This is a genomic window from Curtobacterium sp. MCSS17_005 (assembly GCF_003234225.2).
Taxonomy (GTDB): Bacteria; Actinomycetota; Actinomycetes; order Actinomycetales; family Microbacteriaceae; genus Curtobacterium; species Curtobacterium flaccumfaciens.
The window spans coordinates 720,308-747,120 of record NZ_CP126258.1; the positions used below are offsets into that span (position 1 = coordinate 720,308).

The following is a 26,813-nucleotide window of genomic DNA, read 5'->3' on the forward strand; positions in this document are numbered from 1 at the left end:
AGAACGACCAGCCACGACATCCAGATCGGACCGTCCGCAGCATGTCCTCCACCCCGCTCTTCGACTCCATCGCCCAGCGTCGCGATCAGGCCGACGCTCCGCACTCCACCGTGCACTCCACCCCGTCGCCGGCGCTCGCCGTCGTGACCCCGGTGCCGACCTCGCCGATGTCCGCGCCCGTCCGCCCGGGTGACTCCACGCTGGTGCCGGCCGCGCTCGTCGCCGCGATCGACGAGATCCCGGTGCGGGTGGCATCGGCCCTGGTGACCGAGGTCACGATCCGCCCCGAGCACCTCGTCCTGGTCGAGACCGTCGCCGACGCGATCACCCGAGCGGTCGTCGACGCCATCGTGTGCGAGCTGGACCGGATCGCCCGTGACGGCGTCGTCCGCGTCTGACCGGGCCGGTCGGCGCACGATGACGACCCTCGACGACGGTCTGCCCCGACGCCCGCGCGGAGCCGAGCGCCGTACCGCCGACCGACCGACCGAGCCCCCGCTGCGCCGTGCCCGGCACGCTGCACAGCCCGGGCCCCTCCGAGCCGCCGGGGTGGCGGTGCCCCCTCCCGCCACCCCGGCTTCCACCCGGCCCACTCGGGCCACGCAGGCCGCGCAGCCGAGCCGGCCCACGCAGGCCGCCGCTCCCGCGCGCCGTCGCCTTGCCTCGTTCCGGATCCCCGCCCGGCGGACACTTCCCGCCGCGGCGGTGACCGCCGTCACGTGCCTGTTCGTCGCGGTCGGCTCCCCGCAGACCGCCGTCGCCGCTCCGGGCGCTCCGGAACCCACGTCGGCCGCCGTCGGCATGCAGCACTTCGTCGCCGACGGTTCGACCGGTCCGACCGCCGGCCGCGACGACTTCTCGGTCGGCCGTGCAGCCGCAGCACTCCGGGTCCCCGGTGGCGCGGGCCCGACCGGTGGGGCCGCGCGCCCGACGGTCGGTGCGATCCCGAACGCCGGTGGCTTCGGCTCCCGCTGGGTCGTCGGCTGCGCGGCCTGCTCGTCGAACCACCAGGGGGTCGACTTCGCCGCGACCGTCGGGACCCCGGTCGTCGCCGCGCTGCCCGGCCGGGTCGTCTCGGCGGGTGTCCTCGGTGGCTACGGCAACCAGGTCCTCCTGCAGCACGCCGACGGCACCGCGACCCGGTACGGGCACCTGTCGGTGATCGACGTCCGCCCCGGGCAGGTCCTCGGCGCGGGGGAGCGGCTCGGGGCCGTCGGCAACACGGGCGTCTCGACCGGCGCCCACCTGCACTTCGAGGTCATCGTGGCCGGCACCCCGATCGACCCGGCCGCCTGGCTCCGGGCTCGCGGGCTCCTCTGACGGCGTCGGCGTAGCGTCGGGACGGTCGCGGCACGGTGTCGCGCCAGGACGGAGACGCACGTGCGAGTGACGGTGTTGGGGACGGGTGCGATGGGCGCCGGCGTGGCTGGATCACTGCTCCGCGACGGCCACGAGGTGACGGTCTGGAACCGGAGTGCCGACAAGGCCGCATCCCTGGGTGACCGCGGTGCCACGGTGGCGAGCGACCCGGGCACTGCCGTCGAGCACGCCGAGGTCGTCCTGCTCACCCTGTTCGACACCGATGCGGTCGTCGACGTCCTCGAGCAGGCCGCCGGCGACGCCCCGACCGACGCCGTGTGGGTGCAGGCCTCGACGATCGGGGTCGACGGCACCGCGACGGTCGTGCAACTGGCCGAGAAGTACGGCATCACCCTGGTCGAGGCGATGATGCTCGGCACGAAGGCCCCCGCCGAACAGGGCAAGCTCACGATGCTCGCGGCCGGCCCCGCGGACCTGCTCGACCGTGTCGACCCCGTGCTCGACGCGATCGGCGCGAAGACCGTCCGCGCCGGCGACCACGTCGGGGACGGCACCGCCCTGAAGCTCGCCGCCAACGCCTGGATCGCCTCGATCACCGCGGCGACCGGGCAGTCCCTCGCCCTCGCGGCGGCGCTCGGGCTCGACCCCGCGCTGTTCCTGCAGGCCATCGAGGGCAGCGCGAGCGACTCCGCGTACGCCCACACCAAGGGCGCCGCGATGATCGCCCGCGAGTTCCCCGCCCAGTTCGCACTCGACGGGCTGCGGAAGGACATCGGACTCATCACCGATGCCGCCCGGACCGCCGGGGTGTCCACCACACTGCTCGAGGCACTCGGGCGCGTCTACGCCGATGCCAGCGCAGCCGGGCACGGGGGCGACGACATCGCCGCGGTCGGCACCGCGTTCTGACGCACGGGCACACGCACGCGCACACGAACGGTTCCGCCGACCGATCAGCCCCGACGGAACAACCGCCGCAGGCGCTTCGTGAGCCGCCCCACGGCCTCGTCGTTCATGGTGTTGGCGAGGTCGAACGCCTCACGAGCCGGATCTGACCCGGCCTGGATCCGTCGGAGTGCTGCGTCGGCACGGGCCCGCGAGTCGAGCTCCGCGAACGGCATGTCGTCCTCGGGGTGGTGCTCGCCGCGAGGGTCCATGCGGTCCAGGTTACGCGCGACGGGAGTGGTCCGACCCGGCGTCGAGCTCGTCCACGACGCGGACCATCTCGTCGAGGAAGTCCACGACGACGGCCATCTCGTTGCTCGGCAGGTGCTCGGTGACCTCGAGCGCGCGGGCGTCGAGCTCTTCGATGACCCGGAGCGCGTGCCGCATCGAGGTGCCGGTGGCGGTGAGGACCACGCCACGGCGGTCGTTCGGGTCGGCGTGCCGTTCGACGTGACCGCTGCGGACGAGCCGGTCGACGAGCGCCGACGTCGACGCCGCCGTGATCTCGAGCCGCTCGGCGAGGTCCTTCGCGTTGACGGTGCGGCCGTCGTGCTCGGCGTCGATCAGGAACCGGATCGCCAGCAGGGCGTTCTCGCCGATCCCCAGTGCCTCGCGCGCTCGGCGCTGGGCGGCGCTCTCGGCCGTCCGGTACCGCCGCAGGGCATTGACGACGTCCACGGCGGAGACCGCGGAGTCCTCGTACCAGTACCCCGCGGTGCTGGTCATCACCTCGGACGTCATGCCCCAATGCTAGACGCTCTAGTTAGATTGTCTAGCGAGCGCGGAGACGGGACACCTGCAACACCCGTGACTCGGTTCTGTAACACCCCGGCAACGCCGGCTCGTTAGGTTCTGGACATGCAGGAGCAGCCGTGCTGAGCCGCCTCGCGGGGAACGTCTTCCACGTGGGGAGCGCGGTGGAGCGCACCGACGTCGTCGCACGCTTGCTCGACGTCTACGTCGCGCGTCGCGAACCAGGGACCCTCGACGACGACCGGCTTGTGTCCACCGAGCTCCGCAGCGTCATCGGGACCACCGGCCCCGCGAACGACCCGGACCGTGCCGCCACCGTCGACGCCCTCGCGCTCGACCGGCACGAACCCGCGTCCATCGCCGCCGCGGTCGCCGTCGCCCGCGACCACGCACGCCGTGCCCGCGAGGTCGTGTCGAGCGAGCTCTGGGACTGCCTCGACGTCACGCGGTCGCGGATGCCCCGGAAGATCGCCCCCGACCGGGCGCACGAGTTCCTCGGCTGGGTGCGGGAGCGCAGTGCCCTCGCCATCGGGGTGGTCGAGGGGGACGCCAGCCGTGACGAGGTGTGGGAGTTCTTCACCCTCGGACGCTCGCTCACCCGCTGCGCCTCCACCGCCCGGCTGCTGGCGTCGCGGCTGCTCGAGCCGGACGCGGTCACCTCGTGGACGGCGGCGCTCCGGGCGTGCGGTGCGGGCGAGGCCTTCCTGCGCGGCCGCGACCACGCCCCGGTGCCGTCCGACGCCGCCGCCTTCCTGCTCCTCGACGCGCACAGTCCGCGGTCGTTGCGCTTCACGGTGCACCGCGCGGCCGAGTGCCTGGCCGACGTCGCCCCGTCCTGCATCGCGGACGAGGTCGCCGGGTTCGACGAGGTCCGCGCCCTGCTCGACGGCATCCCCGAAGAGTCGGCGCTCGCGGTGGCGGGTGACGTCGGGCAGCGGCTGGCGGTGGCTGCCGACCGCGTCGCTGCGGCCCTCGACGAGCGTGTCTTCGCGTCGTCCGCACCCGTGCTCTGAGCCGACCGGGCGCGCGTGCGGCGGGACCGGGCCGGTCCGCGCGTCGCGACCGCTGCGGTGGGTCCGGGTGGCGTCGGACGGGAGGCTCGTGGCGACGCCGGTGCGGGCCTCCCGTCCGACGGTCGGCGCGGCCATCGGCCGACGGGCAGGGCGACCCGCCGGTCCGTCAGACGGCGCTGGAGCGGTCGGCGAGCGTCTCGTCGCGTTCCAGCTCGCGGCGGAGCGCCGCGCGTGAGCCGACCACCGGTACGGCGTGCGTGATCGCCAGGTGCAGCCGCGAGCCGGCGTCGTAGCGCAGCCGGACCCGCTGGTACCGGACGAGCCAGACGAGCGCGATCCCGAGTGCGACGAAGCCCGAGGCCGCGCCGACGACGATCGCCCAGCGCGGGCCGAAGGCGTCGGCGACGGCACCGACGAGCGGGGCGCCGATGGGGGTGCCGCCCGCGAAGATCGCCATGTAGAGCGCCATCACGCGACCGCGCATCGCGGGCTTCGTCGTCGTCTGCACCAGGGCGTTCGCGGTGGTCATGAAGGTCAGGGACGCGAGCCCGACGAACACCAGCACGATCGCGAAGGTCCAGTACGTCGGGGCGAGGGCAGCGGCCGTGCACGCGAGCCCGAACCCGCCGGCGGCGAGCACGAGGGTGCGCATCCTCGGCTTGTCCCGGCGGGCGGACAGCAGCGCGCCGAGCACCGAGCCGATCGCCATCACCGAGTTGAGCAGCCCGAACTCGCCGGCGCCCTGGTGGAACTCGACCCGCGCCATCGTCGAGGTGAAGATCGGGAAGTTCACGCCGAACGTGCCGACGACGAAGATCATGCAGAGCACGACGACGATGTCGGGTCGGGTGCGGACGTACCGGAAGCCGGCGACGATCTGCCCCTTGCCGCGGCCCGCCCGGACCCGTTCGGCGAGCTGGGCGGGGTCGACGAACCGGAGTGCGAGCAGGACGGCCAGGAACGACCCGGCGTTGATGACGAACACCCATCCGGAACCGATCGCCGCGATGAGCACACCGGCCACCGCGGGGCCGATCAGGCGTGCGGCGTTGAACGATGCGGAGTTCAGGGCGACGGCGTTGGACACGTCCTCGCCCTGCACGACGTCGGAGACGAAGGCCTGCCGGATCGGGGCGTCGAATGCGGCGACGATGCCGAGTGCCAGGGCGAAGCCGTACAGCGCGAGCAGGGTGGCGGTGTGCGTGAGGACCATGACGCCGAGTCCCAGTCCGAGCAAGCCCATCAGGCCCTGGGTGAGCATGAGCATCTTCCGGCGGTCGAACCGGTCGGCGGCGAGCCCGGTGAGCGGCAGGAGCAGCAGCTGGGGGCCGAACTGCAGGGCCATCGTGATGCCCACCGCGACGGCGTTGTTGTCCGAGAGCTGGGTCAGCACGATCCAGTCCTGGGCGGTGCGCTGCATCCAGGTGCCGACGTTCGACACCAGGGCCCCGGCGAACCAGATGCGGTAGTTGCGTCCGGCGAGAGAGCGGAACATGGCGGTCACTGCTGGGCCAGCCTCCTCATGATCTCGGTGGCGTCGGCGAGGGTGCTCCGCTCGTCGGCGGTGAGCGCTGCGAGTCGCGGGGAGAGCCAGTCGTCGCGGCGGCGTCGGGTCTCCTCGACGAAGGCGGCTCCGGCGGGTGTCGCACCGAGCAGCACCTTGCGGCGGTCGTCGCCGTGCCCGCACTTCGACACCAGGCCCCGCTCGACCAGCACCGCGACGGTCTTCGTCATCGACGGCGGGGTGACGCCGTCCTGTCGGCTCAGGTCGGCCAGGGTCATGGCGCCGTCGCGGTGCAGTCGGGCGAGGGCGGAGAACTGCGCGTCCGTGACGCTCGAGTCTGCCTTCTGGCCACGGAGTGTGCGGGACAGCCGGTTCACCGCGATGCGGAGGTCGGTGGCATCGGTCATCGATCGTTAGCCTATCTCATTAGTTCAGCGAACGAACTTCATTTCGGGTGTACCGTTGTTGTAGACAACACGTGTTGCCGAGAGAGAAGGAGAACATGTCCGAGTTCGAGGGCAAGGTCGCCGTCGTCACCGGCGGTGGCAGCGGCATCGGCGAGTCCGTCGCGAAGGAGCTCGCCGCGGCGGGTGCCACGGTGGTCGTCGCCGACATCAACCTGGCGGGCGCCGAGCGCGTCGCCGCGTCGATCGTGGAGGCCGGTGGCACCGCTCGCGCGTTCGAGGCGAACTCCGCGGTCGCCGCGGACAACGAGCGCATGGTGCAGTTCGCGGTGGACACGTTCGGCGCACTGCACCTCGCCGTGAACAACGCCGGCATCGGCGCAGCACCGCAGCCGATCGGCGAGTACGACATCGCCGCCTGGGACCGCGTCCGTGCGGTCGACCTGGACGGCGTCTTCTACGGGCTGCGCTACGAGATCCCCGCGATGGTGGCTGCCGGCGGTGGCGCGATCGTGAACATGGCGTCGGTGCTCGGTACGGTCGGCATGGCGCAGAACGCGGCCTACGTCGCCTCCAAGCACGCGCTCGCCGGACTGACCAAGGTCGCCGCGCTCGAGTACTCGTCGCAGGGCGTCCGCACAAACGCCGTGGGCCCCGGGTTCATCGACACCCCGCTGCTCCGGAAGTCGCTCTCACCCGAGGCCATCGCGGCACTCGAGGACGAGCACGCCTCGAAGCGGCTCGGCACCGACGCCGAGGTCGCCGCGCTCGTGCTGTTCCTGCTGAGCGACAAGGCCTCGTTCATCACGGGCAGCTACCACCTGGTGGACGGCGGCTACTCCGCCCACTGACGGCTTCGGTGCACCTGGTCGTTCCGGGCGTACCTGGTCGAAACGGGCGTACCTGGTCGGTTCTTCCGACCAGGTACGCCCGTTTCCGCCTTCCAGCGCGGGTGCGATGGGAAGGAACGTCGGACGGGAGGCCCGCCCAGCGTGCGCCGGTCGGCTCGCGCTGGGCGGGCCTCCCGGCCTTCAGAGCCGCGCGTCCGTCAGGATCGCGTCGTGCGGGAGCAGGGCGTGCACGCCCCACGTGCGGTTCGCGACCTGCGTGATGCGCATGCTCACCGCCACGCTCGCCATCGCGAGTGCCTCGGCGCGGCCGATCCCGTGCAGCCCGGCGATCCAGTCGACCATCCGGTCGAGAGCCGTGGCCGTCGCAACGTTGAGGTCGGCGTCGAAGCCGAAGGTGATGCGTCCGGCGGGGGTGTCGGCGTGCACACCCTCGACCGGAGCCCGGTCGAGGAGCGTCAGGGTCATCGTCGTGGTCATGCCGCACTCGACCGCCGTGCCGGAGACCTCGCCGTCGCCCTGGGCCGCGTGCCCGTCGCCGACGTGGAGCAGGGCGTCCGGGACCGTCACGGGCAGGTACAGCGTCGAGCCGGCGATCAGCTCACGGCAGTCGACGTTGCCGCCGCCGACCGTGCGGGGTGGGATCGTCGAGTGCTCCCCGGTGGCCTCTGGTGGGACGCCGACGACGCCGAGGAACGGTGCCGTCCGCACCCCGAGGCCGAGCTGGTTCACGGCGACGCCGGCGGACACGTCGATGTCCCACAGGAGCGGGCCGCGCGATGCCGGGTCGGTCAGGCCGAGTGCGCGGTTCACCGGGGAGTCGACCCCGCCCGAGGCCGTGTAGCCCCAGTCGTCGGGCACGAGGTCGTCGAAGTGCACCGCCAGGACCATCCCCGGACGTGCTCCCGCGACGGCGATCGGCCCGACCAGGCAGTGGCCCCGGCGCGGGTCGATCAGGGTCGGGGCGTCGAGGCCAGGGCCCGGCTGGCGTTCCGTGTAGCCCGCGGCACTCAGGGTGCGGACGGTCACCGTGTCGCCCGGTTCCACGGTCAGGACCGGCTGGCGTTCGGCGGTGAAGACGTCGACGGCGGTGTCGACCGTGGCGTCGAGGTGGTGGTGGGTGGTCACACGTCGATCATCCCAGGCATGTGTTCCGGGCGTACCTGGTCGGAACGGGCGTACCTGGTCGGATCGGGCGTACCTGGTCGGGAGTTCTGACCAGGTACGCCCGATTCCACCAGGCATCGCGGGTGTTCTGGGAAGGAACGTCCTCAGTGGAACTGGGGGATCGTGAGCCAGATGCCCGCCAGCACCGCGGCGATGCACAGCGCGAAGCACAAAACGGCTCCCGCCAGTGCCGCCGGCGGGGTGTGCCCGGAGCGCGGGGTCTCGTCGGAGTACTGCGTGCGCTCGCCGCCCGCGTCGTCCGGCTGCCCCGTCCCGAGCAGCCGCAGGCCGAGCGTGTACACCAGCACCAGTCCCACGGCGGCCACGAAGCCGACGCCGGCGACCGTGCCGATCGCGGTGAAGTCGATGTCCATCGTCGTTCCCCTCAGTTCGTCGCGCCGGTCGGCTGCGGCTCGGTCTGCTCGGCCGGCCCGGACTCGGTCGTGATGTCCTCGTGCGAGATCGGCTTGCGCTTGGCGAGCACGTAGAAGGTGAGCCCGCCGGCCAGGGCGAGGACCGCGACGAGCACCAGCCCGAAGGCCGAGGTCGACGCGAGCCAGGTCGCGAGCGCCCCGACCACCGCAGCGGCCGGCAGCGTGATCACCCATGCGATGACGATGCGGCCGACGACCGACCAGTGCACGTCGGCGAGCTTCTTGCCGAGGCCCGAGCCGACGACCGCGCCGCTCGTCACGTGGGTCGTCGAGAGCGCGAAGCCCAGGTGCGACGAGATGAGGATCGTCGCGGCGGAGCTCGTCTCGGCGGCGAAGCCCTGCGGCGACTGCACGTCGGAGATCTTCTTGCCGACGGTCTGCATGATCCGCCAGCCGCCCATGTACGTGCCGAGGCCGATCGCGAGCCCGCAGGCCAGGATCACCCAGAGCGCCGGACCGGTGCCGGCGGCCTGGTAGTTCGCGGCGATGAGGGTCAGCGTGATGACGCCCATCGTCTTCTGCGCGTCGTTCGTGCCGTGTGCAAGCGACACCAGCGACGCCGAGATCGTCTGCCCGTGCCGGAACCCGGTCGCCGCACCGTGCGTCGTCGCGTTCTTCGTGAGCATGTACGCCAGGTACGTCGCGACCAGGGCGATCACGCCGGCGATGACCGGGGAGAGCAGCGCTGGCAGCACGACCTTCGACACCACCGTCGCCCAGCTGATCGAGTTCAGACCCGCCCCGATGATCGAGGCGCCGATGAGCCCGCCGAACAGCGCGTGCGTGGAGGACGACGGCAGCCCGAGGTACCAGGTCGCCAGGTTCCAGAGCACCGCGCCGACGAGCCCCGCGAAGATCATCGTGGGGGAGATGTGGATGCCGTCCTGCCCCTCGCGGATGATGCCCTGCGAGACGGTCTTGGCGACCTCGGTGGACAGGAACGCGCCGACCACGTTGAGCACGGCGGAGATGAGCACGGCGGTCCGGGGCTTGAGCGCTCCCGTGGCGACCGACGTGGCCATGGCGTTCGCGGTGTCGTGGAAGCCGTTCGTGAAGTCGAACACGAGGGCCACGACGATCACCAGCGTGACGATGACGATGACGTCCATGCGCAGGACGGTAGGCCCGCCCCGAACCCGCTGCGTGAACGCCGGGTGAACAGGTCCGGGATGGAGCGCGTCTGCGAAGATGCGGAGGTGCCGACTTTCTCCGCCGCTCGTGGCGACGCCTCGTTCACCGACGCCCACGGCGTCGAGATCGTCTACTCGACCTGGCGTGCGGCGCGGCCGAAGGGTGTCGTGCAGATCGCGCACGGGGTCGGGGAGCACGGGCTCCGGTACGAACCGCTCGCGCAGGACCTGGTGCGCGCCGGCTACACCGTGCACGCGAACGACCACCGCGGGCACGGACGCACCGGCCTGACCCAGTGGGACGGCGACCACGCCAAGCTCGGGCGGCTCGGGCCCGGCGGGTTGCGCGCGGCGATCGCCGCGGTGGAGCAGATGAGCGCGGTTGCGCGGGCCGACGAACCCGGGCTGCCGCTCGTGCTGCTCGGGCACTCGTGGGGGTCGCTCATGGCGCAGCGGATCGTGAACACGTCGTCGGACCGGTACGACGGCGTCGTCCTGTCCGCGAGTGCCTACCGGCTGCCCGGCTGGATGAACAGCGGCGACCTCAACGCCCGGCACGCGGGGTCGGGGCCCACCAAGTACGAGTGGCTCACCCGCGACCGCACGATCATCGACGCGATGGCGCTCGACCCCCTGGCGGTCGAGGCCGACGTCATCGGGCTGTTCGGGCTCGCCGACACCCTCCGGCTGCTCGGTGTGCCACGGCGGGGGATCCCGCACGACCTGCCGATGCTGCTGCAGGTCGGCTCCGACGACACCCTCGGGGGTCCGCGCTCGATCGAGCGTCTGGCGCAGGCGTACCGCCGACGCGGCCGGCTGTCCGACGTGACCGTGCAAGTGTACGAGGGCGCACGCCACGAGGTCTACAACGAGACGAACCGCGCAGAGGTCATCGGCGACCTGGTCGCGTGGCTCGACCGGGTGACCGCGCGCTGACGGCGCTCGCCGCGTCCTGCGACGCGACCGGCGGCGGACTGGAGGCCCGTGGCGGCGCCGCCACGCGCCTCCAGGCCGTCACCAGGCCGGCTCACTGCCGGGCCGTCGGCCGTCCGGAATAGGGTTGCGGCATGCACGGTGAGTACAAGGTCCCCGGAGGCAAGCTGGTCGTCGTCGACCTCGAAGTCGTCGACGGCACGATCCAGCAGTTCCGCCTGGCGGGTGACTTCTTCCTGGAACCCGACGACGCGCTGCCGCTCATCGACGCGGCCGTGAACGGGCTTCCCGTCACCACCGACGCTGCTGGCGTCGCCGCAGCCGTGCGGGCGGCCCTGCCGACCGATGCGGTGCTGCTCGGCTTCACGCCCGAGTCCGTCGGCGTCGCGGTGCGCCGCGCGCTGTCGCGGGCCTCGACCTGGCGCGACCACGACTGGCAGATCGTGCACGAGGGGCCGATCAGCCCGAACGAGCACCTCGCGCTCGACCAGGTGCTGACCGAAGAGGTCGGTGCCGGCCGTCGCGGTCCCACGCTGCGCATCTGGGAGTGGGACCAGCCGGCCGTCGTGATCGGCTCGTTCCAGTCGCTCAAGAACGAGGTCGACCCCGTCGGCGCCGAGAAGTACGGCGTGCAGGTGGTCCGACGCATCTCCGGCGGCGGCGCGATGTTCATGGACGCCGGCGCCGTGATCTCGTACTCGCTCTACGTGCCGTCCGACCTGGTGCAGGGCATGACCTTCGCCGACTCGTACGCGTTCCTCGACGAGTGGGTGATCGAGGCGCTCAAGTCGCTCGGCATCGAGGCGTACTACCAGCCCCTCAACGACATCACCTCGACCAAGGGCAAGATCGGCGGGGCCGCGCAGAAGCGCCTCGGCACCGGTTCGCTGCTGCACCACGCCACCATGAGCTACGACATGGACGGCGAGAAGATGGTGCAGGTGCTGCGCATCGGGCGCGAGAAGATGAGCGACAAGGGCACGACCAGCGCTGCGAAGCGGGTCGACCCGCTCCGCTCGCAGACGGGGCTGTCCCGCGCCGAGATCATCGAGCGGCTGATCGGCACGTTCACCCGGCTGTACGGGGCGACCGAGGGGCACGTGACCGAGGCCGAGCGGGAGCGGGCGCAGGAGCTGGTGCGGACGAAGTTCGCGACGAAGGAGTGGCTCGAGCGGGTGCCGTGAGCCCCGTTGCGATCGACGGTGGACGCGACGGCCGGAGCTGAGGGGGGACGTCCCGGCCGCCGCTGGTTCGAGTGTGCGCCACGACTTCATGAACCAGACGTGTGGATGATGAGAATCCCCCGCGCGGCTGATCCGCTCGTTGCGCGGTCCACGTAGCGTCGCTGCCGTGAACTGGTTGATCTTCCTGGGGGCGGTGGCCGCCGTGGCCGTCGTGGTGTGGATCGCCGATCGCATGGGGTGGATCGACCTGTCGAACAAGTCCCAGCGGAGCGGCGGATCCGGAGGCATGGGCGGGATGCTGGACGAGGTGTTCGCACCGACCCGGCACGAGACGCAAGCCGAGTACGAACGGCAGGCGCGCCTGCCGAAACAGGCCCCGTCACCGGCGGACGACGACCACGACCTGCTCAGCGGCAGCGTGCTCATCCGGGTGCCGACGGTGCGGAGCGCCGGACGGCACGAGGCCCGCGTGGGGACGCACGACCGCTCGTACTGAGCGGACGGGCGCCGCGCTCGTCTGTGCGTCGCCCGCATCAGCGCGTCGTGAGCTCCTGGTAGTCCGGGTGCCGCTCGATCCACGCGTGCACGTAGCTGCACTGCGCGACGACCCGGCGTGACGAACTCGCGCGCACGTTGTCGAGGGCGTGCTGCACCAGGATCGACGCGTGCCCACCACCGCGGTGCTCGGGATCGACCTCGGTGTGCACGAAGCGGATCTCGTCGCCGTCGATCTCGTACGCCGCGAGGCCGATGACCTCGCCGTCCTCGATCAGGGAGTATTGCTGCTTGTCGGTGTCGTTGCGGACCTCGGGTGCTGCTGCCATGCACTCGACCGTACGCCGGGGCCCGGGCGTGCGCTCTGGGCTGCGCGCTGGCTCCGTGCGCTGCGCGTCCGCTCGGTGCGCGACAATGGGTCCGTGCGCAGGGGAGACGACCGAGGCCCGGACCGCGTCGTCCTCGGCGACGCCCTCGACGTGGTCCCCGCCTACCCGGACGGCTCCTTCACGCTGGTGTACCTCGACCCGCCGTTCAACACCGGCCGGTACCAGCGTCGGCACGCGACCTCCGCCGTACCGAAGGCCGACGGTCCGGTGATGGGGTTCCACGGCCGGACCTACGAGCGGGTGCGCGGCGACCTGATGCGCTTCGACGACCGGTTCGAGGACTACTGGTCGTTCCTCGAACCCCGACTCATCGAGGCCTGGCGCCTGCTCGCCGCGGACGGCACGCTGTACCTGCACCTCGACTACCGCGAGTCGCACTACGCCAAGGTGCTGCTCGACGCGCTGTTCGGCCGCGAGTCGTTCCTGAACGAGATCGTGTGGGCCTACGACTTCGGCGCCAAGTCCAAGACGCGCTGGCCCACGAAGCACGACACGATCCTGGTCTACGTGAAGGACCCGTCGCGGTACTGGTTCGACTCCGAGGCCGTCGACCGCGAGCCGTACATGGCGCCGGGTCTCGTCACTCCCGAGAAGCGCGAGCGCGGCAAGCTGCCCACCGACGTCTGGTGGCACACGATCGTCTCGCCGACCGGCCGCGAGAAGACCGGCTACCCCACGCAGAAGCCCGAGGGGGTGCTGCGGCGGATCGTGCAGGCGTCCTCACGGGAGGGGGACTGGGTGCTCGACTTCTTCGCGGGCAGCGGGACCACGGGCGCGGTGGCGCAGGCGCTGGGACGGCGGTACGTGCTGGTGGACGACAACCCGGCGGCGATCGACGTGATGCGGAAACGGTTGCCGGGGGCATCGTTCGAGGTGGCCGGAACACCGGCGGCAGCGGCGGGGGACGCGGCGCCGGCGGTCTGAGGCGAGCGGGGTCTGCGACGATCCACGAGTCGTTCGACGCGTGGATCGTCGGAACATGCCCACGCACCGAACGACGATGTCGTACGACGTCGACGGTGTCGCTCCCGCGCGGCCGCAACAGTTGCACACGCGCAGATGCGACGAGGTCGCTGTCGTACGACAGCGACCTCGTCGTTCGGCATCAGCGAGCGAGCGCCCGCGCCGACTACTCCGCCGAGTGCCGTCCGTGCGCGTGCGCGTCGTCAGCGTCCGGCCGGGAGGCCCGGCTCGCCTCCGCATCGGCTCCGGCCCCGTGGGCGTCCGGCTCCACGACCGGGGCAGCGTGGGCAGCCCGGGTCCGGATGGCACCGGTCGTCGTCGGTGGCTCGTCGACCGGCGCAGCCGCCGAGTGCGCACCGTGCGTCGTGGCGTTCGGCAACGGTGCGCGGGTGTCGTCGACCCCGATCGGCAACACCGAGACGTCCGACGCTCCGGCGGTCCGGGCGGACCGGGGCTGCACGTCCGGCGAGGTCGGCACGTCGGGCGAAGTCGGCACGTCGGCGGAGGCCGACGCCGACCCCGACCCCGTCGGCACCGGCCCGGCCCCAGGTGCGGCGGCGGCAGCGGCTGCGGTGGCGCTCCCGTCCGACCCCGCACCGGCAGCCGTGCGTGCGGCGTCGGCCTGCTCCTGCAGCGCCGAGGTCTTGCGGAGCGGCGGCACCCGGAAGAACCACGTCAGCACGAACGCGAGCAGGATCACCGCGAGGCCGACGTAGTAGACGCGGACGGCCGAGTCGCTGAATCCGACCAGGAACGGACGGCTGAGCCGGGGGTCCGCCCCGTTCAGGAACGAGGTGTCGCTCGTCGCCGAGTCGGTGGACGAGCTCGCGGCGGAGTCGCCGCTCTTGAGCTGCTTGATGAGCGTCGGGGCGACCTGGTCGACGACGTTCTCCCGCTGCCCCTTGTCGGAGTAGTCGATCTGCAGCGTGCCGTCGACGACCGAGGCGTTCGCCTTCGTGGCCGCCGTCTCGAGCGCCTGCTGCTCGGCGGCTGGCTTCGCGTCGTCGACCTGCTGGGCGATGATCGTGTCCGCTGCGGCGGCGGGGACCGTGCCCGCGGCGACCTGCCGCTGCACGGCTGCGGTCACCTGCTTGGTCACGGCGGCGTCGGCGGCCTGCTTCGCCTGCGCGGTGCCCTGGTCGAGACCGTCCTGCACGTTTTTCTGCACCGGGTCGACGATCTTCGTCCAGATCTCGTCCATCACGCCCTGGTTCTTCGACGCGTTCGCGACCGAGGGCGTCATCGCGGCGTTGAGCGCGCTCTTCAGGTCGGACTCGTTCTGCATCGCGGCGCTGATGTTCGTCGGCATCAGGGTGAACAGCACGGAGAGCAGGACAGCGGTGCCCATCGTGCCGCCGATCTGGCGGAAGAACGTCGCGGCGCTCGTGGCGACACCGATGTCCCGCGGCGAGACCGAGTTCTGCGCGGCGAGGGTCAGCGTCTGCATGAGCTGTCCGAGTCCGAGCCCGATGCCGAACATGCCGAGCATCAGGAACCACAGGGGCCGGTCGGCGGTCAGGAACGTCAGGACCGTGAAGCCGATCGCGGTGAACGCCGTTCCGGTGATCGGGAAGACCTGGTAGTTGCCGGTGCGGGAGATGATCTGGCCGGAGGCGATCGACGAGATCATCAGGCCGAGCACCATCGGCAGCATGGCGAACCCCGACTCGGTCGGGGTCACGCCCTTGACGATCTGCAGGTAGAGCGGGATCGTCAGCATCGCGCCGAACATGCCGAAGCCGACGAGCACGGACAGGATCGCGGACATCGAGAACACCCGCGATCCGAACAGCTTCATCGGCAGGATCGCGTCGTCGCCCATGGCCCGCTCGACGATGATGAACGCGATCAGGCCGAGGGCGCCGATGGCGTAGCAGGCGAAGGCGGCGGGGGAGTCCCAGCCCCATTCGCGGCCCTGCTCGGCGATGAGCAGCAGCGGCACGAGCGTGACGATGACGAGCGTCGCGCCCCACCAGTCGATGCGCGGCTTGCCCCGGTCGCCGAACTTCGGCAGGTGCAGGAACGTCAGCACCATGAACAGGGCGATGATGCCGATCGGCACGTTGATCAGGAACACCCAGCGCCAGCCCGCGATGAACAGCAGCTGGTCCGCACCGGCGAAGACGCCACCGACGAGCGGCCCGATGACGGACGAGATGCCGAAGACCGCCAGGAAGTAGCCCTGGTACTTCGCCCGCTCGCGTGGGGCGAGCATGTCGCCCATGATCGCCAGCGGCAGGGACATCAGGCCACCGGCACCCAGGCCCTGCAGCGCACGGAACCCGGCGAGCATGAGCATCGAGTCGGAGAACGACGCCGCGAACGAGCCGACGATGAAGATGCCGATCGCGGTGATGAAGAGCGGCCGGCGACCGAAGATGTCGGAGAGCTTGCCGTAGATCGGGGTCGTCACCGTCGACGCGATCAGGTACCCGGTGGTGACCCAGGCCTGCTGGTCGAGCCCGTGCAGGTCGTCACCGATGGTGCGGATCGCGGTGCCGACGATCGTCTGGTCGAGGGCACCGAGGAACATGCCGGCCATCAGGCCGTAGATCACCAACAGGATCTGTCGGTGGTTCATCACGACGTTGGACGCCGTGGAGGGGGCCGCGGGTGCGGTCGCCGTCTGGGTCATGAGCAGGGTCTCCCGGGTACGGATGCGCTGGCAGAACGATTTTTGCGCTGCCTGCAAAGTTACAACTGCCGCAAGTGCTCGGTCGCACCGAGACGGCTTCCTGAGTGGATCGGCAGTCACGGTACGCCCGGTACACCCCGGCAGCACACGGCCTGGAGGCCCGGCTCGGCTCCGTCGGACGGGCTGCGGTCTCCGAGACCCGCAGCCCGTCCGACGAGGGCGCTACGCGCCCAGCGCTGCGTCGACGATCTCCTTGGCCTCGCGCTGCACCTGCTCGAGGTGCTCCTGCCCGACGAAGCTCTCCGCGTAGATCTTGTAGACGTCCTCGGTGCCCGACGGCCGCGCGGCGAACCACGCCTTGTCGGTGACGACCTTCACGCCGCCGACGGCTGCGTCGTTGCCCGGGGCCTTCGACAGCTTCGCGGTGATCGGGTCACCGGCCAGGGTGTCCGCGGTGATGGCGTCGCCGTCGAGCTTGCCGAGGCGAGCCTTCTGCTCCTTCGAGGCCGCGGCGTCGACGCGCTGGTAGACCGGGGCACCGAAGCGCTCGGTCAGCTCGGCGTAGAGCTGCGACGGGGTCTTGCCGGTGACGGCGACGATCTCGGACGCCAGGAGCGCCAGGATGATGCCGTCCTTGTCGGTGGTCCACGCGGTGCCGTCGGTGCGCAGGAACGACGCACCCGCGGATTCTTCGCCGCCGAAGGCCACGGAGCCGTCGATCAGGCCGGGGACGAACCACTTGAAGCCGACCGGGACCTCCCACAGGCGACGGCCCAGGGACTCGGCGACGCGGTCGATGATGCTCGACGACACCAGGGTCTTGCCGATCGCGGCGTCGTCGCGCCACTCGGGCCGGTGCGCGTAGAGGTACTCGATCGCGACGGCGAGGTAGTGGTTCGGGTTCATCAGCCCGCCGTCGGGCGTGACGATGCCGTGCCGGTCGGAGTCGGCGTCGTTGCCGGTCAGCACGTCGAAGTCGTCCTTGCGGGCGAGCACCGAGGCCATCGCCGAGGGGCTCGACGGGTCCATCCGGATCTTGCCGTCCCAGTCGAGCGTCATGAACGCCCACGTGGGGTCGACCTCGGGGTTCACGACGGTCAGGTCGAGGCCGTAGTGGTCGCGGATGGCGTTCCAGTACGGCAGCGAGGCGCCACCGAGCGGGTCGGCACCGATCTTCACGCCGGCACGCCTGATCGCGGCGATGTCGATGATGTTCTCGAGGTCGGCGACGTAGGTGTTGAGGAAGTCGTAGCGCTCGGGCTCGGCGTCCTCGGTGCGCTGCACCTCGGCGTTGCCGCCCTCGATGATCGCGTTCGCCCGGTTCGCGATCCAGCTCGTGGCGTCGCTGTCGGCGGGGCCGCCGTGCGGCGGGTTGTACTTGAAACCGCCGTCGCGGGGCGGGTTGTGGCTCGGCGTGATGACGATGCCGTCGGCCGTGTCCGGGTTGCCGGCGCGGTTGTAGCGGATGATCGCGTGGCTCAGCGCGGGTGTCGGCACGAAGCCGTCCTCACTGTCGGCGAGCACGCGGACGCCGTTGGCGGCGAGGACCTGCAGGGCGGTCTGCTCGGCGGGGGCCGAGAGCGCGTGGGTGTCGCGGCCGATGAAGAGCGGCCCGTCGGTGCCCTGGTCGCGGCGGTACTCCACGATCGCCTGCGTGATGGCGGCGATGTGGGTGTCGTTGAAGGCGGTGTCGAGCGACGACCCGCGGTGTCCGGACGTGCCGAACACGACCTTCTGCTCGGGGACCGAGACGTCGGGCACTCGGTCGTGGTAGGCGGCGAGGAGCTCGTCGAGGTCGACGAGGTCGTCTGCGGTCGCTGGGGTGCCGGCGCGGTCGTTCATGCGTCCATCCTGGCATCGGCGGCCCTGGCGCGTTCGGGGGAAGTGCACCGGAGGTCGGCGGAAACGCGAGCGAGCGGCCGCCCCACCCGGGTTGAGGGGGGACCCCCGGGGTGGACGACCGCTCGCGGTCTGTGGAGGCGGGTGCCTCAGGCGGTGCGGAACGAACCCGTCGCCGTGCGGAACGAGCCGGTCACGGTGCGCGTCGAGGACGTCGCGGTGCCGGGACGGCGGAACTGCGTGTCGACGAAGCGGCCGACTGCTCGGCCGATGCCGGTGCCGGTGTAGCTGCCGACCGGGCCGCGGGTCGCGTCGCCGGTGAAGGCGCCGAGCTCGACGCGGGTCTCGAGGCCGGTCACGTAGGCGCCGCCCAGGGGGTTCTGACGGTTCTGCATGGGTGCTCCTCGTCGTCGTGCCGAGGTCCGCAGGTCACCGAGCCGGCGACCGCGACGCCGTCGGCTGGATGACCACCACTCTACGCGCTTGTCTTGCATCATGCAAAACAAGCGCGTGTCGGAGGCTCAGGCGAGCAGCTCGCAGAAGTTCCGGCCCTCGGCCGTCCAGCTCTGCCGCGAGACCAACCCGGCTTCCGCCGCGTGCCGGTGCAGGGCATCGAGCCCGACCTCGGCCCAGGGGAACCCGGCGCTCTCGTTGCCGTCGGCGTCGACCACCCGGGCGGTGTACACCCGGTCGGCCGTGACCTCGGGGTTCGTCTCGACGATGACCCGGCCTCCGGCGCGCACGATCTCGCGGCAGCGGGCGAGCAGGGCCGTCGGGTCGCCGCCGATGCCGATGTTGCCGTCGATCACGAGCGCGGTGTCCCAGTGGCCCTCGTCGGGCACCGCGTCGAACACGGAACCCTGCAGGGCGGTGCCGCCGGCGCGCTGCGCGATGGCGACGGCCTCGGCGGAGACGTCGACGCCGAGCGCCGGGATGCCCCGGGAGCGTGCGGCGACGAGCATCCGGCCCGGGCCGCAGCCGATGTCGATGACCCCGCCGTCGACGTCGTCGAGGAGCGAGCGGTCGACGCGGTCGGCCGCGGCGCTCCAGCGGCCGACGTCCATCGTGGTGACGACATCGGGGCGGTCGGGGTCGGTCAGGCGCAGGTGGCCGTCGGTGCGCAGGGCACGGGCGTACGGTTCGCCGCCGCCGGCACCGAACGAGACGGGTGCGTGCATGGTCATCGGGTGCTCCCCACGGTCTCGGCACGGAGTGCCCGGGTGAAGTCGGAGTCGGGAGCGAGGTCGGCGACCCGCTCGGCGTCCGGGATCGTGTCGACGTCGAGCAGCTCCCCGAGCACGCCCACGTCGAGTCCGGCGTCGGTCAGGCGTGCGAGCTGCACTGCGCCGGTGTCCTCACGCGACATCGGGACGCCGCGCAGCAGGTCGCCGGTCGGCTGTCGCAGGTACAGCGACCAGAAGCCGCCGTCCTCGGCCGGGCCGAACCAGGCATCGCGCCCGGCGTCCTCGAACACCGGTGCGAGGTCCGCGGTGGACACCTGCGGGGTGTCCATGCCGACGAGCAGCAGCGGACCGTCGACGGCGTCGAACAGGAACCCGAGGCGCTCGTCGAGGCCGCCGCCGGGCTGGTGCAGCACCTCGAACCCCTCGGCCGACGCGGGCACGACGTCGCCGTCGAAGAACAGGACCCGACGGGCCGCGGGGAGTGCGCGGACGGTCGCCAGGGTGTCGGCGAGGCTCGCGGACGCGACGCGTGCGGCGCCCTCGGGGGAGAGCGCCGGCGTCAGCCGGGTCTTCACCTTGCCGGGCAGGCACTCCTTCGCCACGACGGCGACGGTGACGTCGGCGCGCGCGGCGTCGCTGGCGGGGGTCGGGACGGCGGTCACGAGCGGGCCTCCTCGACCACGGGGGTGGACTCGGCCGTCTGGCGGAGCGGACCTGGTGCGACGACCCGGACACGGGCCTCCCGGCGGTACGCACGGAGCAGACGGGACATGTCCCGCACCGCGTTGATCGTGCCGCGGAGCGTGCCGGTCACCTTGCTGTCACCGATGCGCTGCGCGTACCCGATGTCGGACTCGTCGACGCGCCAGCCGGCGGCGTGGGCGGCCAGGACCATCTCGAGCGGGTAGCCGCTGCGGCGGTCGCGCAGGTCGAGGGAGACGAGGTCCTCGCGGCGCATCACGCGCATCGGGCCGAGGTCGCGCAGGCGGTAGCCGGTCGCGCGGTGCATGAGGACGGCGAGGACGCGGTTCGCGAAGCGCGCGTGCGGGGCCCACGCGCCGCGGCCGGTCGGGACGCGACGGCCGAGTGCCAGGTCGACGCGGCCACTGGCCACGCGGTCGACCAGGGGCGGGAGCTCGGCCGGGTCCATCGAAGCGTCGGCGTCGCAGAACGCGACGAAGTCGGCGGTCGCCGCGGCGACCCCTGCGGCGCAGGCCGAACCGAACCCCTTGACGGGTTCCGTCACCACCAGGGCACCGTGGGCGCGGGCGACGTCGGCCGATCCGTCGGTCGATCCGTTGTCGACGACGATGGCCCGGTAGCCCGTGGGGAGCCGCGCGATGACCTTCGGCAGGGCGTCCGCCTCGTCGAGGCACGGCAGGATCACGTCGACAGTCATGTCCGTCATTCGGTGCGGTCGGTCGGATCGACGGGTCTGTCCTGGCATGCACTCGACACAACACGACGACGCGCTGCGGGGTACAGGAAATTGCCGGGTCCTGGTCGTTCAGCGCGCTCGGCGCGCGTCCGGTCCCCAGAACGGGGGACAGGGTGCGCGCGTGGGTTCCGCGAGTGGGTGCGCAAGACGCCGTCGTGTCGTCGAGACGCCGCCGGATGCGGCGGCGTCTCACGCACCAGGAGGCGTGGTGCCGACACGACGGCGTCCCGCGTGGCCCCGGGGGCGGCGACTGCGGACGGGAGGCGCCGGGCGGGGCCGGCACGGGCCTCCCGTCCGGTGGCTGGTCGCGCTCTCAGGCGCGGCCAGCGGTGCGACGCTCACGCACGCGTTCCGGCTAGCGGACGGCGCTTCGGAGCGGTGCCGTCGCGAAGTCGCGCATGCCGGCCTCGAACTCGACCTCGGCGTGCCAGCCGAGCTCGGCGGCGATGCGCGCCGAACTCGCCGTGACGTGGCGGACGTCGCCCAGGCGGTACTCGCCCGTGACGACCGGCTGCGGGCCGTCCGGTCCGGCGATCGCGGCGGCCATGTCCCCGATGGTGTGCACGGTGCCGGAGCCGACGTTGTACGCGCGGAACGTGTCCGACGGCAGGTCGGCGGTCGCCGCGATCGAGGCAGCGTTCGCGCCGGCGACGTCGTCGACGTGCACGAAGTCACGTCGCTGGGCGCCGTCCTCGAAGACCCGGGGCGCCTCGCCGCGGGCCAGTGCCGAGCGGAACAGGGACGCGACACCGGCGTAGGGGGTGTTCGCCGGCATGCCCGATCCGTAGACGTTGTGGTAGCGGAGCGCGATCGCGCGGCCGCCCGTGGCACGGGCCCAGCTCGAGGCGAGGTGCTCCTGCGCGACCTTCGTCTGCGCGTACACGTTGCGGGGGTCGAGCGCGGCGGACTCGTCGATCAGGCCGGGCAGCAGGGGCTGACCGTCGGGGCCGATCGGGTCGAAGCGGCCGGCGTCGAGGTCCTCGCGGCGGCGGGCCGGCGGACGGGTGGGTTCGCCGGAGGCGGTGGTGTACGCGCCCTCGCCGTAGACGACCATCGAGCTGGCGACGACGAGCCGGCCGATGTCGTGCCGGTCCATGCCGGCGAGGACGTGGGCGGTGCCGGCGTCGTTCGACGAGACGTAGTCGGGGGCGTCCTGGAAGTCCACGCCGAGGCCGACCTTGGCCGCCTGGTGGCACACGACGTCGATGCCGTCGAGGGCGGCGTCGAGGGCGACCCGGTCACGGACGTCGCCGTGCACGAACGCGATGCCCTGCTGCTGGTGGGCGCGGACGACCTCGGCGGGGTCGCCGTGCACGTCGTCGCGCAGGGAGTCGAGGACGCGGACCTCGTGGCCGTCGGCCAGGGCGCGGCGGACGATCGCGGAGCCGATGAAGCCGGCGCCGCCGGTGACGAGGAGGCGGCTCATGCGGTGGCGCCTGTGGTGGTGGTGGAGGCGGGCTGGGCCTTCGTGGCGGTGGGGCCCGTCGCGGGCTGGGCCTGCATGATGCTGGCGCTCGCGCTGGTGGGGACGAGCTCACGCGGGGTGAAGTCGGCGGGGATGGCGGCGACGATCTGGCCGATGGCGCGGACGATGACCTCGTTGGCGCGGGCGAGGCGTTCCATGACGAGGGCGTGGGTGACGACGGCGCCGGCGTCGTCGACGTCGGGGCCGCTGGCTGCGGCAGCGGCTGCGGCCTCGTCCTCGGTCGGGGCCAGGCCGGCGTCGGCGTCGGTGACGAACGACAGGTTCACGGTGGCGATGCCGAGTTCGGCGGCCAGGGGGACCTCGGGTGTCATCGTCATGTTGATGGTGTGGCCGCCGGCCTGCCGGAGCCAGACGGACTCGGCGCGGGTGGAGAACCGGGGACCCTGGATGACGACGCAGGTGCCGGTCGGACGGAACGGCACGTCGAGTCCGGCGACGGCGTCGATCGCCGCGCGGCGGAGCGTCGGATCGAACGGGTCGGCGAAGGACAGGTGCTGCACGTCGTCCTCGAAGAACGTGTCGGCGCGGCCCCAGGTGCGGTCGATGAGCTGGTCCGTCACGACGAAGGTGCCCGGGGCGTAGTCGGGGTGCAGGCCGCCGACGGCGCTCGAGGACACGATCGCGCGGACGCCGAGCGAACGGAGCGCCCAGACGTTCGCACGGTGGTTGATGCGGTGCGGGGCGACGGAGTGCTCACGGCCGTGGCGGGTCAGGAACGCGACCCGTCGTCCGGCCATCGTGCCGATGCTGATCGGGCTCGACGTCGGGCCGAACGGGGTCGGGACGTCGAGCTCGTCGGCGGTGCCCTCCTCGAACAGCTGGTAGAGGCCGGAGCCTCCGATGACACCGATCGTCACGGCTTCGTCGTTCTCCACAGGTCCTCCGGTTGGTCGTCGGCGCGGGCTGCGCGCTGGATACGCTACTGACGGCGCCACCGGGCGAACCGGGAACGGCGCCACCAACCCCTGTTCGGAGGCACCTGTGCGAACGATCGGTCAGCACCGCGACGACCTGGCGGCGTTGCTCGCGCCGGTGGTGGCGGGCCTCGGAGCAGAAGACCTGCGGCTCGACGAACTCGCGGGTGTGGGTGCGGGTGCGCGTGTCGGATTCGCGCACCGCGTGCTCGCTGCTCCCGTCGCGTCGCCCGTTCCGCTGCCGCCGTTCGACAACAGTCAGATGGACGGGTTCGCCGTGCGGGCCGCGGACGCGGGGCATGCCGTCCGGGTCGTCGACCCGATCCCGGCCGGCGTGGTGCCCGAACCGCTCGAACCCGGCACAGCCGCGCCGATCATGACCGGTGCACGGATCCCGGCCGGTGCCGACGCGGTGTTCCCCGTCGAGGCGACCGAGCCGGGCGCGTTCCCGGCGGCGCTCGAGCTGCCACGGGTGACAGTGCCCGCCGACCTGACCGCCGGCACCTTCGTGCGGGTGACCGGCAGCGACCTGCCCGCCGGTGCCGAGCTCGCTCCGGCCGGTTCTGCGGTCACGCCGGCGCTGCTCGGGGCGCTGGCCTCGGCGGGGGTGACGGCCGTCTCGGTGCGCCGACCGCTGCGGGTCCTCGTCGTGTCGACCGGCTCGGAGCTGCAGGGCGCCGACACGGACTCGGCGACCATCGGTGACGCCAACGGCATCGCGCTGCAGGCCGAACTGGCCCAGGTCGGTGCGGACTCGCGGGCCGTCCGGGTGCCCGACGATGTCCCTGCCTTCGACCGGGCGCTCGATGCGGCCGTGGGGGACTGGGCCGACCTCGTGCTGACCACCGGGGGCATCAGCGCCGGGGCGTACGAGGTCGTGCGACAGGCGCTCGAACCCCGCGGGCTCGCGGTGACGCCGGTTGCGATGCAGCCCGGTGGGCCGCAGGCGTTCGGCAGCGTCGTGTTCGGTGCCGGTCGTGCCGTGCCCGTCGTGTCCTTCCCCGGTAACCCGGTGTCGGCGCTCGTCTCGTTCGAGGTGTTCCTGCGCCCGCTGCTCGCTGCCGCCGTCGGGCTCGTGCCGGACCGGCCCACGCAGGTCCTGCCGGCGGCGTCCGCTGCCGGCTCACCCGTCGGCAAGCACCAGGTCCGTCGCGGCCGGGTGCAGGACGGGGCCGTGCACTTCGTCGGTGGGCCGAGTTCGCACCTGCTCGTCCACTACGCCGCCGCCACCCACCTGGTGCACGTCCCCGTGGGGGTCGACACCGTCGAGGTCGGCGACCCCCTGACCGTCTGGAGCCTCCGATGACCGACCCGTCCGCTGACCAGATGCGGTCCGAGCCGACGCCGACCGACGAGTTGTCGCACGTGCGCGCCGACGGCAGCGCGCACATGGTCGACGTCTCCGCGAAGGACGTCACCGACCGGTCGGCCACCGCCACCGCCACCGTCGTCACCCGCCCTGACGTCGTCGCACGCATCCTCGACGGCTCGCTGCCCAAGGGCGAGGCCGTCGGCACCGCCCGCATCGCCGCGATCATGGCGGTGAAGAAGACCTCCGACCTGATCCCGCTGTGCCACCCGCTGCCGATCGCCGGCGTGCAGGTCGACATCACCGGCACCGACGACAGCGTGCTGATCGAGGTCTCGGTCCGCACGACTTCGCGCACCGGCGTCGAGATGGAAGCCCTGACCGGGGCGAGCGTCGCCGCCCTGACGGTGTACGACATGGTGAAGGCCGTCGACCGAGCGGCCGTGATCACGGACGTGCGCGTGCTCGAGAAGCACGGCGGGCGCTCCGGGGACTGGAGCAACCGATGACCGCCGAGCCGACCAGGGGCCGGGCCGCCGTCGTCGTGGTGTCCACGCAGGCCGCCGCCGACCCCGCGCTCGACCGCACCGGACCCGTCATCGCCGACTGGCTGCGCGACCACGGGTTCACCACGAGCGACCCGATCATCGTCCCCGACGGCGGCGCGATCACCGAGACCGTCACCGCCGAACTCCTGGCCGACGCACGTGTCGTCATCACCACCGGCGGCACCGGGGTCACCCCCACCGACCGGACCCCCGAGGCGGTGGCGGGCCTGATAGACCTCGAACTGCCGGGCATCACCGAGGAGATCCGTCGGCGCGGACTCGCGGGCGCCGGCCCGACCGCACTGCTCACCCGCGGCGTCGCCGGGGTCACGAACGCCGGTTGTCTGCTCGTCACCCTGCCCGGATCGCGCGGTGGGGTGTCCGACGGCCTCGCCGTGCTCGACGGAGTACTCGACCACGTGGTCGCCCAGGTGCACGGCGAAGGCCACGCCCCTCGGAGCGCCTCGTGAGCACCACCGAGGCCGCCGCACGGGTCGTTCTGGCCGACGTCGTCGACCGCGACATCAGCGTCGACGAGGTCGCAGCCGTGGTGGCCACCGAGCAGGACGGCGCCGTGGTGACCTTCGCCGGCATCGTCCGTGACCACGACGGTGGCAAGGGCGTCACCGCGCTCGACTACGAACGGCACCCCAGTGCCGGCGACGTCATCACCGAGGTCGCCGGGACCATCGCCGAGGACCACCCCGACGTCCGGATCGCCGTGCTGCACCGCGTCGGGGCGCTCGGCATCGGGGACGTCGCGCTCGCCGCAGCGGTGTCGTCGTCGCACCGGGCGCAGGCGTTCGCCGCGTGCGGTGCCCTGGTCGACCTGGTGAAGGAGCGCGTGCCGATCTGGAAGCACCAGCGGTTCACCGACGGGACGGACGAGTGGGTCGCGGCGCTGTGACATCTGCCGAACGGTCGAACGCCGAATTGACGGTGGTGGAACGCCGGTGGGCCGAGTCCGAGGAACGCGCTCGCGCCGTCTCGGCGCAGTCCCCGGGTCCTGTCCTGAAGGTCCGTTGGTTCGTCCTGGCGATCGTGCTGGTGTTGGTGGTGCTCGGCGTCGGGGCGATCGTCCTGCCCGCCGGCTCCGACGCGCGCTTCACGCTCTCGGCCGTGGTCACTGCGCTGGGCTTCGTGGCCGGTCTCAGTGAGGCCGTTCAGGTCAGCATCCGCCGGAGACGGAACGGCGTGACTGCTCGGCCGGTGGCGGTGCTCGCGCCGTTGCAGCAACACGAGCAGCGGGCGGTGACCGCGGCCGCGACCGGGCGGCGCGCTGCCCCCGCCGACCGGCTGGCGATCGTGCGGGCTCGAGCCGTCGAACTGGCTGACAGCACCGGGATCCAGCTGACCGCGGGCCTCGTGGTCGTGTGGGCGGCCGTCGCGTTCTCCGGCGTCACGCTCTGGCCCGTCTACCTCGCGGGTGGCATCGCCGCCGCGGGGCAGTTCGCATGGACGGCACGGTCCGCGGTGCTCGCCCGCCGGTACCTCGACGCCCACCCTGTGCACCTTCGCAACCAGGACGCTCGTTCGGGGCATGGTGAGACTCCAAGCGGATCCATAGAATCGCGAACATGAGCGTTTTGCTGCCCGGGATCACCGTCATCCTGCTGGTCTTCGCCCTGATCGACATCCTGACGAAGACGGATGACCAGATCCGCGGCCTGCCGAAGATCGCGTGGGTGATCCTCGTGATCCTGGTCCCCGTCGTCGGCAGCATCGTCTGGTTCGCCATCGGCCACGACTGGGCTCCGGGCGAACGGAACCACGGTCGCTACATCGAGCCGACCCGCCACGAGGACCGGTACGCGACCCTCGGTGACGCCCGCAGCGCCCACGGCGCCAAGCGCGTCACCGGTACCGAGCAGGAGCTCGCAGAGCTCGAGCGCGAGATCGAGTACTGGGAAGCGCAGGCCCGCCTGAAGCGCGCGAAGGAAGCCGCGGGCGAGGGCGACACCGCCCCCGCGAGCTGATC

At 72.1% G+C, this 26,813-nt stretch carries 31 protein-coding genes; 15 read left to right on the plus strand and 16 right to left on the minus strand.

What is annotated here, in order from left to right; all coding sequences use genetic code 11:
* Positions 1-41 precede the first annotated feature (41 nt).
* The 3 genes from DEJ20_RS03575 to DEJ20_RS03585 all read left to right on the plus strand — a co-directional run bounded on the left by DEJ20_RS03575 (position 42) and on the right by DEJ20_RS03585 (position 2,229).
* On the plus strand, positions 42-398 hold the full coding sequence (locus DEJ20_RS03575) for a hypothetical protein (RefSeq protein ID WP_111234952.1): 357 nt from the start codon (positions 42-44) through the stop codon (positions 396-398).
* 307 nt (positions 399-705) lie between these two features.
* On the plus strand, positions 706-1,320 hold the full coding sequence (locus DEJ20_RS03580) for a M23 family metallopeptidase (protein ID WP_181431500.1): 615 nt from the start codon (positions 706-708) through the stop codon (positions 1,318-1,320).
* A 66-nt stretch (positions 1,321-1,386) separates the two neighbouring features.
* Positions 1,387-2,229: an NAD(P)-dependent oxidoreductase gene (locus DEJ20_RS03585; protein ID WP_111234954.1), complete on the plus strand. Its 843-nt coding sequence runs from the start codon at positions 1,387-1,389 to the stop codon at positions 2,227-2,229.
* A 44-nt stretch (positions 2,230-2,273) separates the two neighbouring features.
* Here the strand turns inward: DEJ20_RS03585 and DEJ20_RS03590 are convergent, their stop codons facing one another.
* Together DEJ20_RS03590 and DEJ20_RS03595 are read right to left on the minus strand one after the other, a co-directional pair.
* Positions 2,274-2,477: a hypothetical protein gene (locus DEJ20_RS03590; protein ID WP_027465064.1), complete on the minus strand. Its 204-nt coding sequence runs from the start codon at positions 2,475-2,477 to the stop codon at positions 2,274-2,276.
* A gap of 10 nt (positions 2,478-2,487) precedes the next feature.
* The gene (locus tag DEJ20_RS03595) at positions 2,488-3,006 is read right to left on the minus strand and encodes a MarR family winged helix-turn-helix transcriptional regulator (RefSeq protein WP_111234955.1); all 519 of its coding nucleotides are present in this window, start codon (positions 3,004-3,006) and stop codon (positions 2,488-2,490) included.
* A 131-nt stretch (positions 3,007-3,137) separates the two neighbouring features.
* Here DEJ20_RS03595 and DEJ20_RS03600 point away from each other — a divergent pair, with 131 nt between their 5' ends.
* Complete coding sequence (locus tag DEJ20_RS03600) at positions 3,138-4,031, plus strand: alpha-E domain-containing protein (RefSeq protein ID WP_111234956.1); 894 nt, start codon at positions 3,138-3,140, stop codon at positions 4,029-4,031.
* 166 nt (positions 4,032-4,197) lie between these two features.
* On the opposite strand, the gene DEJ20_RS03605 is transcribed toward DEJ20_RS03600, so the two are convergent.
* Positions 4,198-5,526, minus strand: coding sequence for an MFS transporter (locus DEJ20_RS03605; RefSeq protein ID WP_349814996.1), 1,329 nt, complete (start codon positions 5,524-5,526; stop codon positions 4,198-4,200).
* Between the two features lie 5 nt (positions 5,527-5,531).
* On the minus strand, positions 5,532-5,942 hold the full coding sequence (locus tag DEJ20_RS03610) for a MarR family winged helix-turn-helix transcriptional regulator (RefSeq protein ID WP_111234957.1): 411 nt from the start codon (positions 5,940-5,942) through the stop codon (positions 5,532-5,534).
* A 95-nt stretch (positions 5,943-6,037) separates the two neighbouring features.
* Here DEJ20_RS03610 and DEJ20_RS03615 point away from each other — a divergent pair, with 95 nt between their 5' ends.
* On the plus strand, positions 6,038-6,790 hold the full coding sequence (locus DEJ20_RS03615) for an SDR family NAD(P)-dependent oxidoreductase (RefSeq protein ID WP_071406021.1): 753 nt from the start codon (positions 6,038-6,040) through the stop codon (positions 6,788-6,790).
* A gap of 180 nt (positions 6,791-6,970) precedes the next feature.
* Here the strand turns inward: DEJ20_RS03615 and DEJ20_RS03620 are convergent, their stop codons facing one another.
* From DEJ20_RS03620 to DEJ20_RS03630, 3 genes are all read right to left on the minus strand, one after another.
* Positions 6,971-7,915 (minus strand): acetamidase/formamidase family protein, encoded by a 945-nt coding sequence (locus DEJ20_RS03620; protein WP_111234958.1) that lies wholly within the window; start codon positions 7,913-7,915, stop codon positions 6,971-6,973.
* A 143-nt stretch (positions 7,916-8,058) separates the two neighbouring features.
* Positions 8,059-8,328 (minus strand): hypothetical protein, encoded by a 270-nt coding sequence (locus DEJ20_RS03625; RefSeq protein ID WP_071248265.1) that lies wholly within the window; start codon positions 8,326-8,328, stop codon positions 8,059-8,061.
* Positions 8,329-8,339: 11 nt separating this feature from the next.
* A complete protein-coding gene (locus DEJ20_RS03630; protein WP_111234959.1) occupies positions 8,340-9,497 on the minus strand; it encodes an inorganic phosphate transporter in 1,158 nt (385 codons plus the stop codon).
* A gap of 87 nt (positions 9,498-9,584) precedes the next feature.
* On the opposite strand from DEJ20_RS03630, the gene DEJ20_RS03635 reads away from it, so the two are divergent.
* From DEJ20_RS03635 to DEJ20_RS03645, 3 genes are all read left to right on the plus strand, one after another.
* Entirely contained in the window at positions 9,585-10,454 is an 870-nt protein-coding gene (locus DEJ20_RS03635; RefSeq protein WP_027465072.1) for an alpha/beta hydrolase, read from the plus strand.
* 131 nt (positions 10,455-10,585) lie between these two features.
* Positions 10,586-11,635, plus strand: a complete 1,050-nt coding sequence (gene lplAB / locus DEJ20_RS03640; protein ID WP_111234961.1) for a lipoate-protein ligase LplAB — start codon at positions 10,586-10,588, stop codon at positions 11,633-11,635.
* Positions 11,636-11,801: 166 nt separating this feature from the next.
* Entirely contained in the window at positions 11,802-12,131 is a 330-nt protein-coding gene (locus DEJ20_RS03645) for a hypothetical protein (protein ID WP_111088717.1), read from the plus strand.
* Between the two features lie 37 nt (positions 12,132-12,168).
* On the opposite strand, the gene DEJ20_RS03650 is transcribed toward DEJ20_RS03645, so the two are convergent.
* Positions 12,169-12,459: a GNAT family N-acetyltransferase gene (locus DEJ20_RS03650; RefSeq protein WP_111234962.1), complete on the minus strand. Its 291-nt coding sequence runs from the start codon at positions 12,457-12,459 to the stop codon at positions 12,169-12,171.
* A gap of 93 nt (positions 12,460-12,552) precedes the next feature.
* On the opposite strand from DEJ20_RS03650, the gene DEJ20_RS03655 reads away from it, so the two are divergent.
* The gene (locus DEJ20_RS03655; RefSeq protein ID WP_111234963.1) at positions 12,553-13,443 is read left to right on the plus strand and encodes a DNA-methyltransferase; all 891 of its coding nucleotides are present in this window, start codon (positions 12,553-12,555) and stop codon (positions 13,441-13,443) included.
* 205 nt (positions 13,444-13,648) lie between these two features.
* Here DEJ20_RS03655 and DEJ20_RS03660 read toward each other — a convergent pair whose 3' ends face one another.
* The 8 genes from DEJ20_RS03660 to DEJ20_RS03695 all read right to left on the minus strand — a co-directional run bounded on the left by DEJ20_RS03660 (position 13,649) and on the right by DEJ20_RS03695 (position 22,939).
* Positions 13,649-16,117, minus strand: coding sequence for an MDR family MFS transporter (locus DEJ20_RS03660; RefSeq protein ID WP_111234964.1), 2,469 nt, complete (start codon positions 16,115-16,117; stop codon positions 13,649-13,651).
* Positions 16,118-16,339: 222 nt separating this feature from the next.
* Positions 16,340-17,959 carry a phosphoglucomutase (alpha-D-glucose-1,6-bisphosphate-dependent) gene (gene pgm / locus DEJ20_RS03665; RefSeq protein WP_111234965.1) on the minus strand — a complete coding sequence of 540 codons (1,620 nt, stop codon included), beginning with the start codon at positions 17,957-17,959 and terminating at the stop codon, positions 16,340-16,342.
* Between the two features lie 146 nt (positions 17,960-18,105).
* The gene (locus DEJ20_RS03670) at positions 18,106-18,351 is read right to left on the minus strand and encodes a hypothetical protein (RefSeq protein ID WP_111234966.1); all 246 of its coding nucleotides are present in this window, start codon (positions 18,349-18,351) and stop codon (positions 18,106-18,108) included.
* Positions 18,352-18,477: 126 nt separating this feature from the next.
* Positions 18,478-19,140: a class I SAM-dependent methyltransferase gene (locus DEJ20_RS03675; protein ID WP_111234967.1), complete on the minus strand. Its 663-nt coding sequence runs from the start codon at positions 19,138-19,140 to the stop codon at positions 18,478-18,480.
* Entirely contained in the window at positions 19,137-19,802 is a 666-nt protein-coding gene (locus tag DEJ20_RS03680) for a TIGR04282 family arsenosugar biosynthesis glycosyltransferase (RefSeq protein ID WP_111234968.1), read from the minus strand. The genes DEJ20_RS03675 and DEJ20_RS03680 overlap by 4 nt, the downstream gene beginning before the upstream one ends.
* Positions 19,799-20,548: a glycosyltransferase family 2 protein gene (locus DEJ20_RS03685; RefSeq protein ID WP_111234969.1), complete on the minus strand. Its 750-nt coding sequence runs from the start codon at positions 20,546-20,548 to the stop codon at positions 19,799-19,801. Before DEJ20_RS03685 ends, DEJ20_RS03680 begins: the two co-directional genes overlap by 4 nt.
* A gap of 385 nt (positions 20,549-20,933) precedes the next feature.
* Complete coding sequence (locus tag DEJ20_RS03690; RefSeq protein ID WP_111234970.1) at positions 20,934-22,004, minus strand: NAD-dependent epimerase/dehydratase family protein; 1,071 nt, start codon at positions 22,002-22,004, stop codon at positions 20,934-20,936.
* Positions 22,001-22,939: an MTAP family purine nucleoside phosphorylase gene (locus DEJ20_RS03695; protein ID WP_111234971.1), complete on the minus strand. Its 939-nt coding sequence runs from the start codon at positions 22,937-22,939 to the stop codon at positions 22,001-22,003. Before DEJ20_RS03695 ends, DEJ20_RS03690 begins: the two co-directional genes overlap by 4 nt.
* A gap of 106 nt (positions 22,940-23,045) precedes the next feature.
* Here DEJ20_RS03695 and DEJ20_RS03700 point away from each other — a divergent pair, with 106 nt between their 5' ends.
* From DEJ20_RS03700 to DEJ20_RS03725, 6 genes are read left to right on the plus strand one after another with little or no spacing between them, the layout of a single operon-like run.
* Positions 23,046-24,284, plus strand: coding sequence for a molybdopterin molybdotransferase MoeA (locus DEJ20_RS03700; protein WP_258377123.1), 1,239 nt, complete (start codon positions 23,046-23,048; stop codon positions 24,282-24,284).
* Positions 24,281-24,796 (plus strand): cyclic pyranopterin monophosphate synthase MoaC, encoded by a 516-nt coding sequence (gene moaC, locus DEJ20_RS03705; RefSeq protein WP_220034974.1) that lies wholly within the window; start codon positions 24,281-24,283, stop codon positions 24,794-24,796. The genes DEJ20_RS03700 and moaC overlap by 4 nt, the downstream gene beginning before the upstream one ends.
* Positions 24,793-25,305 carry a MogA/MoaB family molybdenum cofactor biosynthesis protein gene (locus tag DEJ20_RS03710; protein WP_071406005.1) on the plus strand — a complete coding sequence of 171 codons (513 nt, stop codon included), beginning with the start codon at positions 24,793-24,795 and terminating at the stop codon, positions 25,303-25,305. The genes moaC and DEJ20_RS03710 overlap by 4 nt, the downstream gene beginning before the upstream one ends.
* Positions 25,302-25,742 (plus strand): molybdenum cofactor biosynthesis protein MoaE, encoded by a 441-nt coding sequence (locus tag DEJ20_RS03715; protein WP_111234973.1) that lies wholly within the window; start codon positions 25,302-25,304, stop codon positions 25,740-25,742. The genes DEJ20_RS03710 and DEJ20_RS03715 overlap by 4 nt, the downstream gene beginning before the upstream one ends.
* Complete coding sequence (locus DEJ20_RS03720) at positions 25,739-26,416, plus strand: hypothetical protein (protein WP_181431502.1); 678 nt, start codon at positions 25,739-25,741, stop codon at positions 26,414-26,416. The genes DEJ20_RS03715 and DEJ20_RS03720 overlap by 4 nt, the downstream gene beginning before the upstream one ends.
* Entirely contained in the window at positions 26,413-26,811 is a 399-nt protein-coding gene (locus tag DEJ20_RS03725; protein ID WP_042537802.1) for a PLDc N-terminal domain-containing protein, read from the plus strand. Before DEJ20_RS03720 ends, DEJ20_RS03725 begins: the two co-directional genes overlap by 4 nt.
* Positions 26,812-26,813 lie beyond the last annotated feature (2 nt).

What these genes read in the sequence shown, in the direction of transcription:
- DEJ20_RS03575 (WP_111234952.1), top strand. Translation starts at nt 42, where the DNA reads ATGTCCTCCACCCCGCTCTTCGACTCCATCGCCCAGCGTCGCGATCAG.
- DEJ20_RS03590 (WP_027465064.1), bottom strand. Translation starts at nt 2,477, where the DNA reads ATGGACCCTCGCGGCGAGCACCACCCCGAGGACGACATGCCGTTCGCG.
- DEJ20_RS03595 (WP_111234955.1), bottom strand. Translation starts at nt 3,006, where the DNA reads ATGACGTCCGAGGTGATGACCAGCACCGCGGGGTACTGGTACGAGGAC.
- DEJ20_RS03605 (WP_349814996.1), bottom strand. Translation starts at nt 5,526, where the DNA reads ATGTTCCGCTCTCTCGCCGGACGCAACTACCGCATCTGGTTCGCCGGG.
- DEJ20_RS03610 (WP_111234957.1), bottom strand. Translation starts at nt 5,942, where the DNA reads ATGACCGATGCCACCGACCTCCGCATCGCGGTGAACCGGCTGTCCCGC.
- DEJ20_RS03615 (WP_071406021.1), top strand. Translation starts at nt 6,038, where the DNA reads ATGTCCGAGTTCGAGGGCAAGGTCGCCGTCGTCACCGGCGGTGGCAGC.
- DEJ20_RS03625 (WP_071248265.1), bottom strand. Translation starts at nt 8,328, where the DNA reads ATGGACATCGACTTCACCGCGATCGGCACGGTCGCCGGCGTCGGCTTC.
- DEJ20_RS03630 (WP_111234959.1), bottom strand. Translation starts at nt 9,497, where the DNA reads ATGGACGTCATCGTCATCGTCACGCTGGTGATCGTCGTGGCCCTCGTG.
- lplAB (WP_111234961.1), top strand. Translation starts at nt 10,586, where the DNA reads ATGCACGGTGAGTACAAGGTCCCCGGAGGCAAGCTGGTCGTCGTCGAC.
- DEJ20_RS03650 (WP_111234962.1), bottom strand. Translation starts at nt 12,459, where the DNA reads ATGGCAGCAGCACCCGAGGTCCGCAACGACACCGACAAGCAGCAATAC.
- DEJ20_RS03660 (WP_111234964.1), bottom strand. Translation starts at nt 16,117, where the DNA reads ATGACCCAGACGGCGACCGCACCCGCGGCCCCCTCCACGGCGTCCAAC.
- pgm (WP_111234965.1), bottom strand. Translation starts at nt 17,959, where the DNA reads ATGAACGACCGCGCCGGCACCCCAGCGACCGCAGACGACCTCGTCGAC.
- DEJ20_RS03670 (WP_111234966.1), bottom strand. Translation starts at nt 18,351, where the DNA reads ATGCAGAACCGTCAGAACCCCCTGGGCGGCGCCTACGTGACCGGCCTC.
- DEJ20_RS03675 (WP_111234967.1), bottom strand. Translation starts at nt 19,140, where the DNA reads ATGACCATGCACGCACCCGTCTCGTTCGGTGCCGGCGGCGGCGAACCG.
- DEJ20_RS03685 (WP_111234969.1), bottom strand. Translation starts at nt 20,548, where the DNA reads ATGACGGACATGACTGTCGACGTGATCCTGCCGTGCCTCGACGAGGCG.
- DEJ20_RS03690 (WP_111234970.1), bottom strand. Translation starts at nt 22,004, where the DNA reads ATGAGCCGCCTCCTCGTCACCGGCGGCGCCGGCTTCATCGGCTCCGCG.
- moaC (WP_220034974.1), top strand. Translation starts at nt 24,281, where the DNA reads ATGACCGACCCGTCCGCTGACCAGATGCGGTCCGAGCCGACGCCGACC.
- DEJ20_RS03710 (WP_071406005.1), top strand. Translation starts at nt 24,793, where the DNA reads ATGACCGCCGAGCCGACCAGGGGCCGGGCCGCCGTCGTCGTGGTGTCC.
- DEJ20_RS03725 (WP_042537802.1), top strand. Translation starts at nt 26,413, where the DNA reads ATGAGCGTTTTGCTGCCCGGGATCACCGTCATCCTGCTGGTCTTCGCC.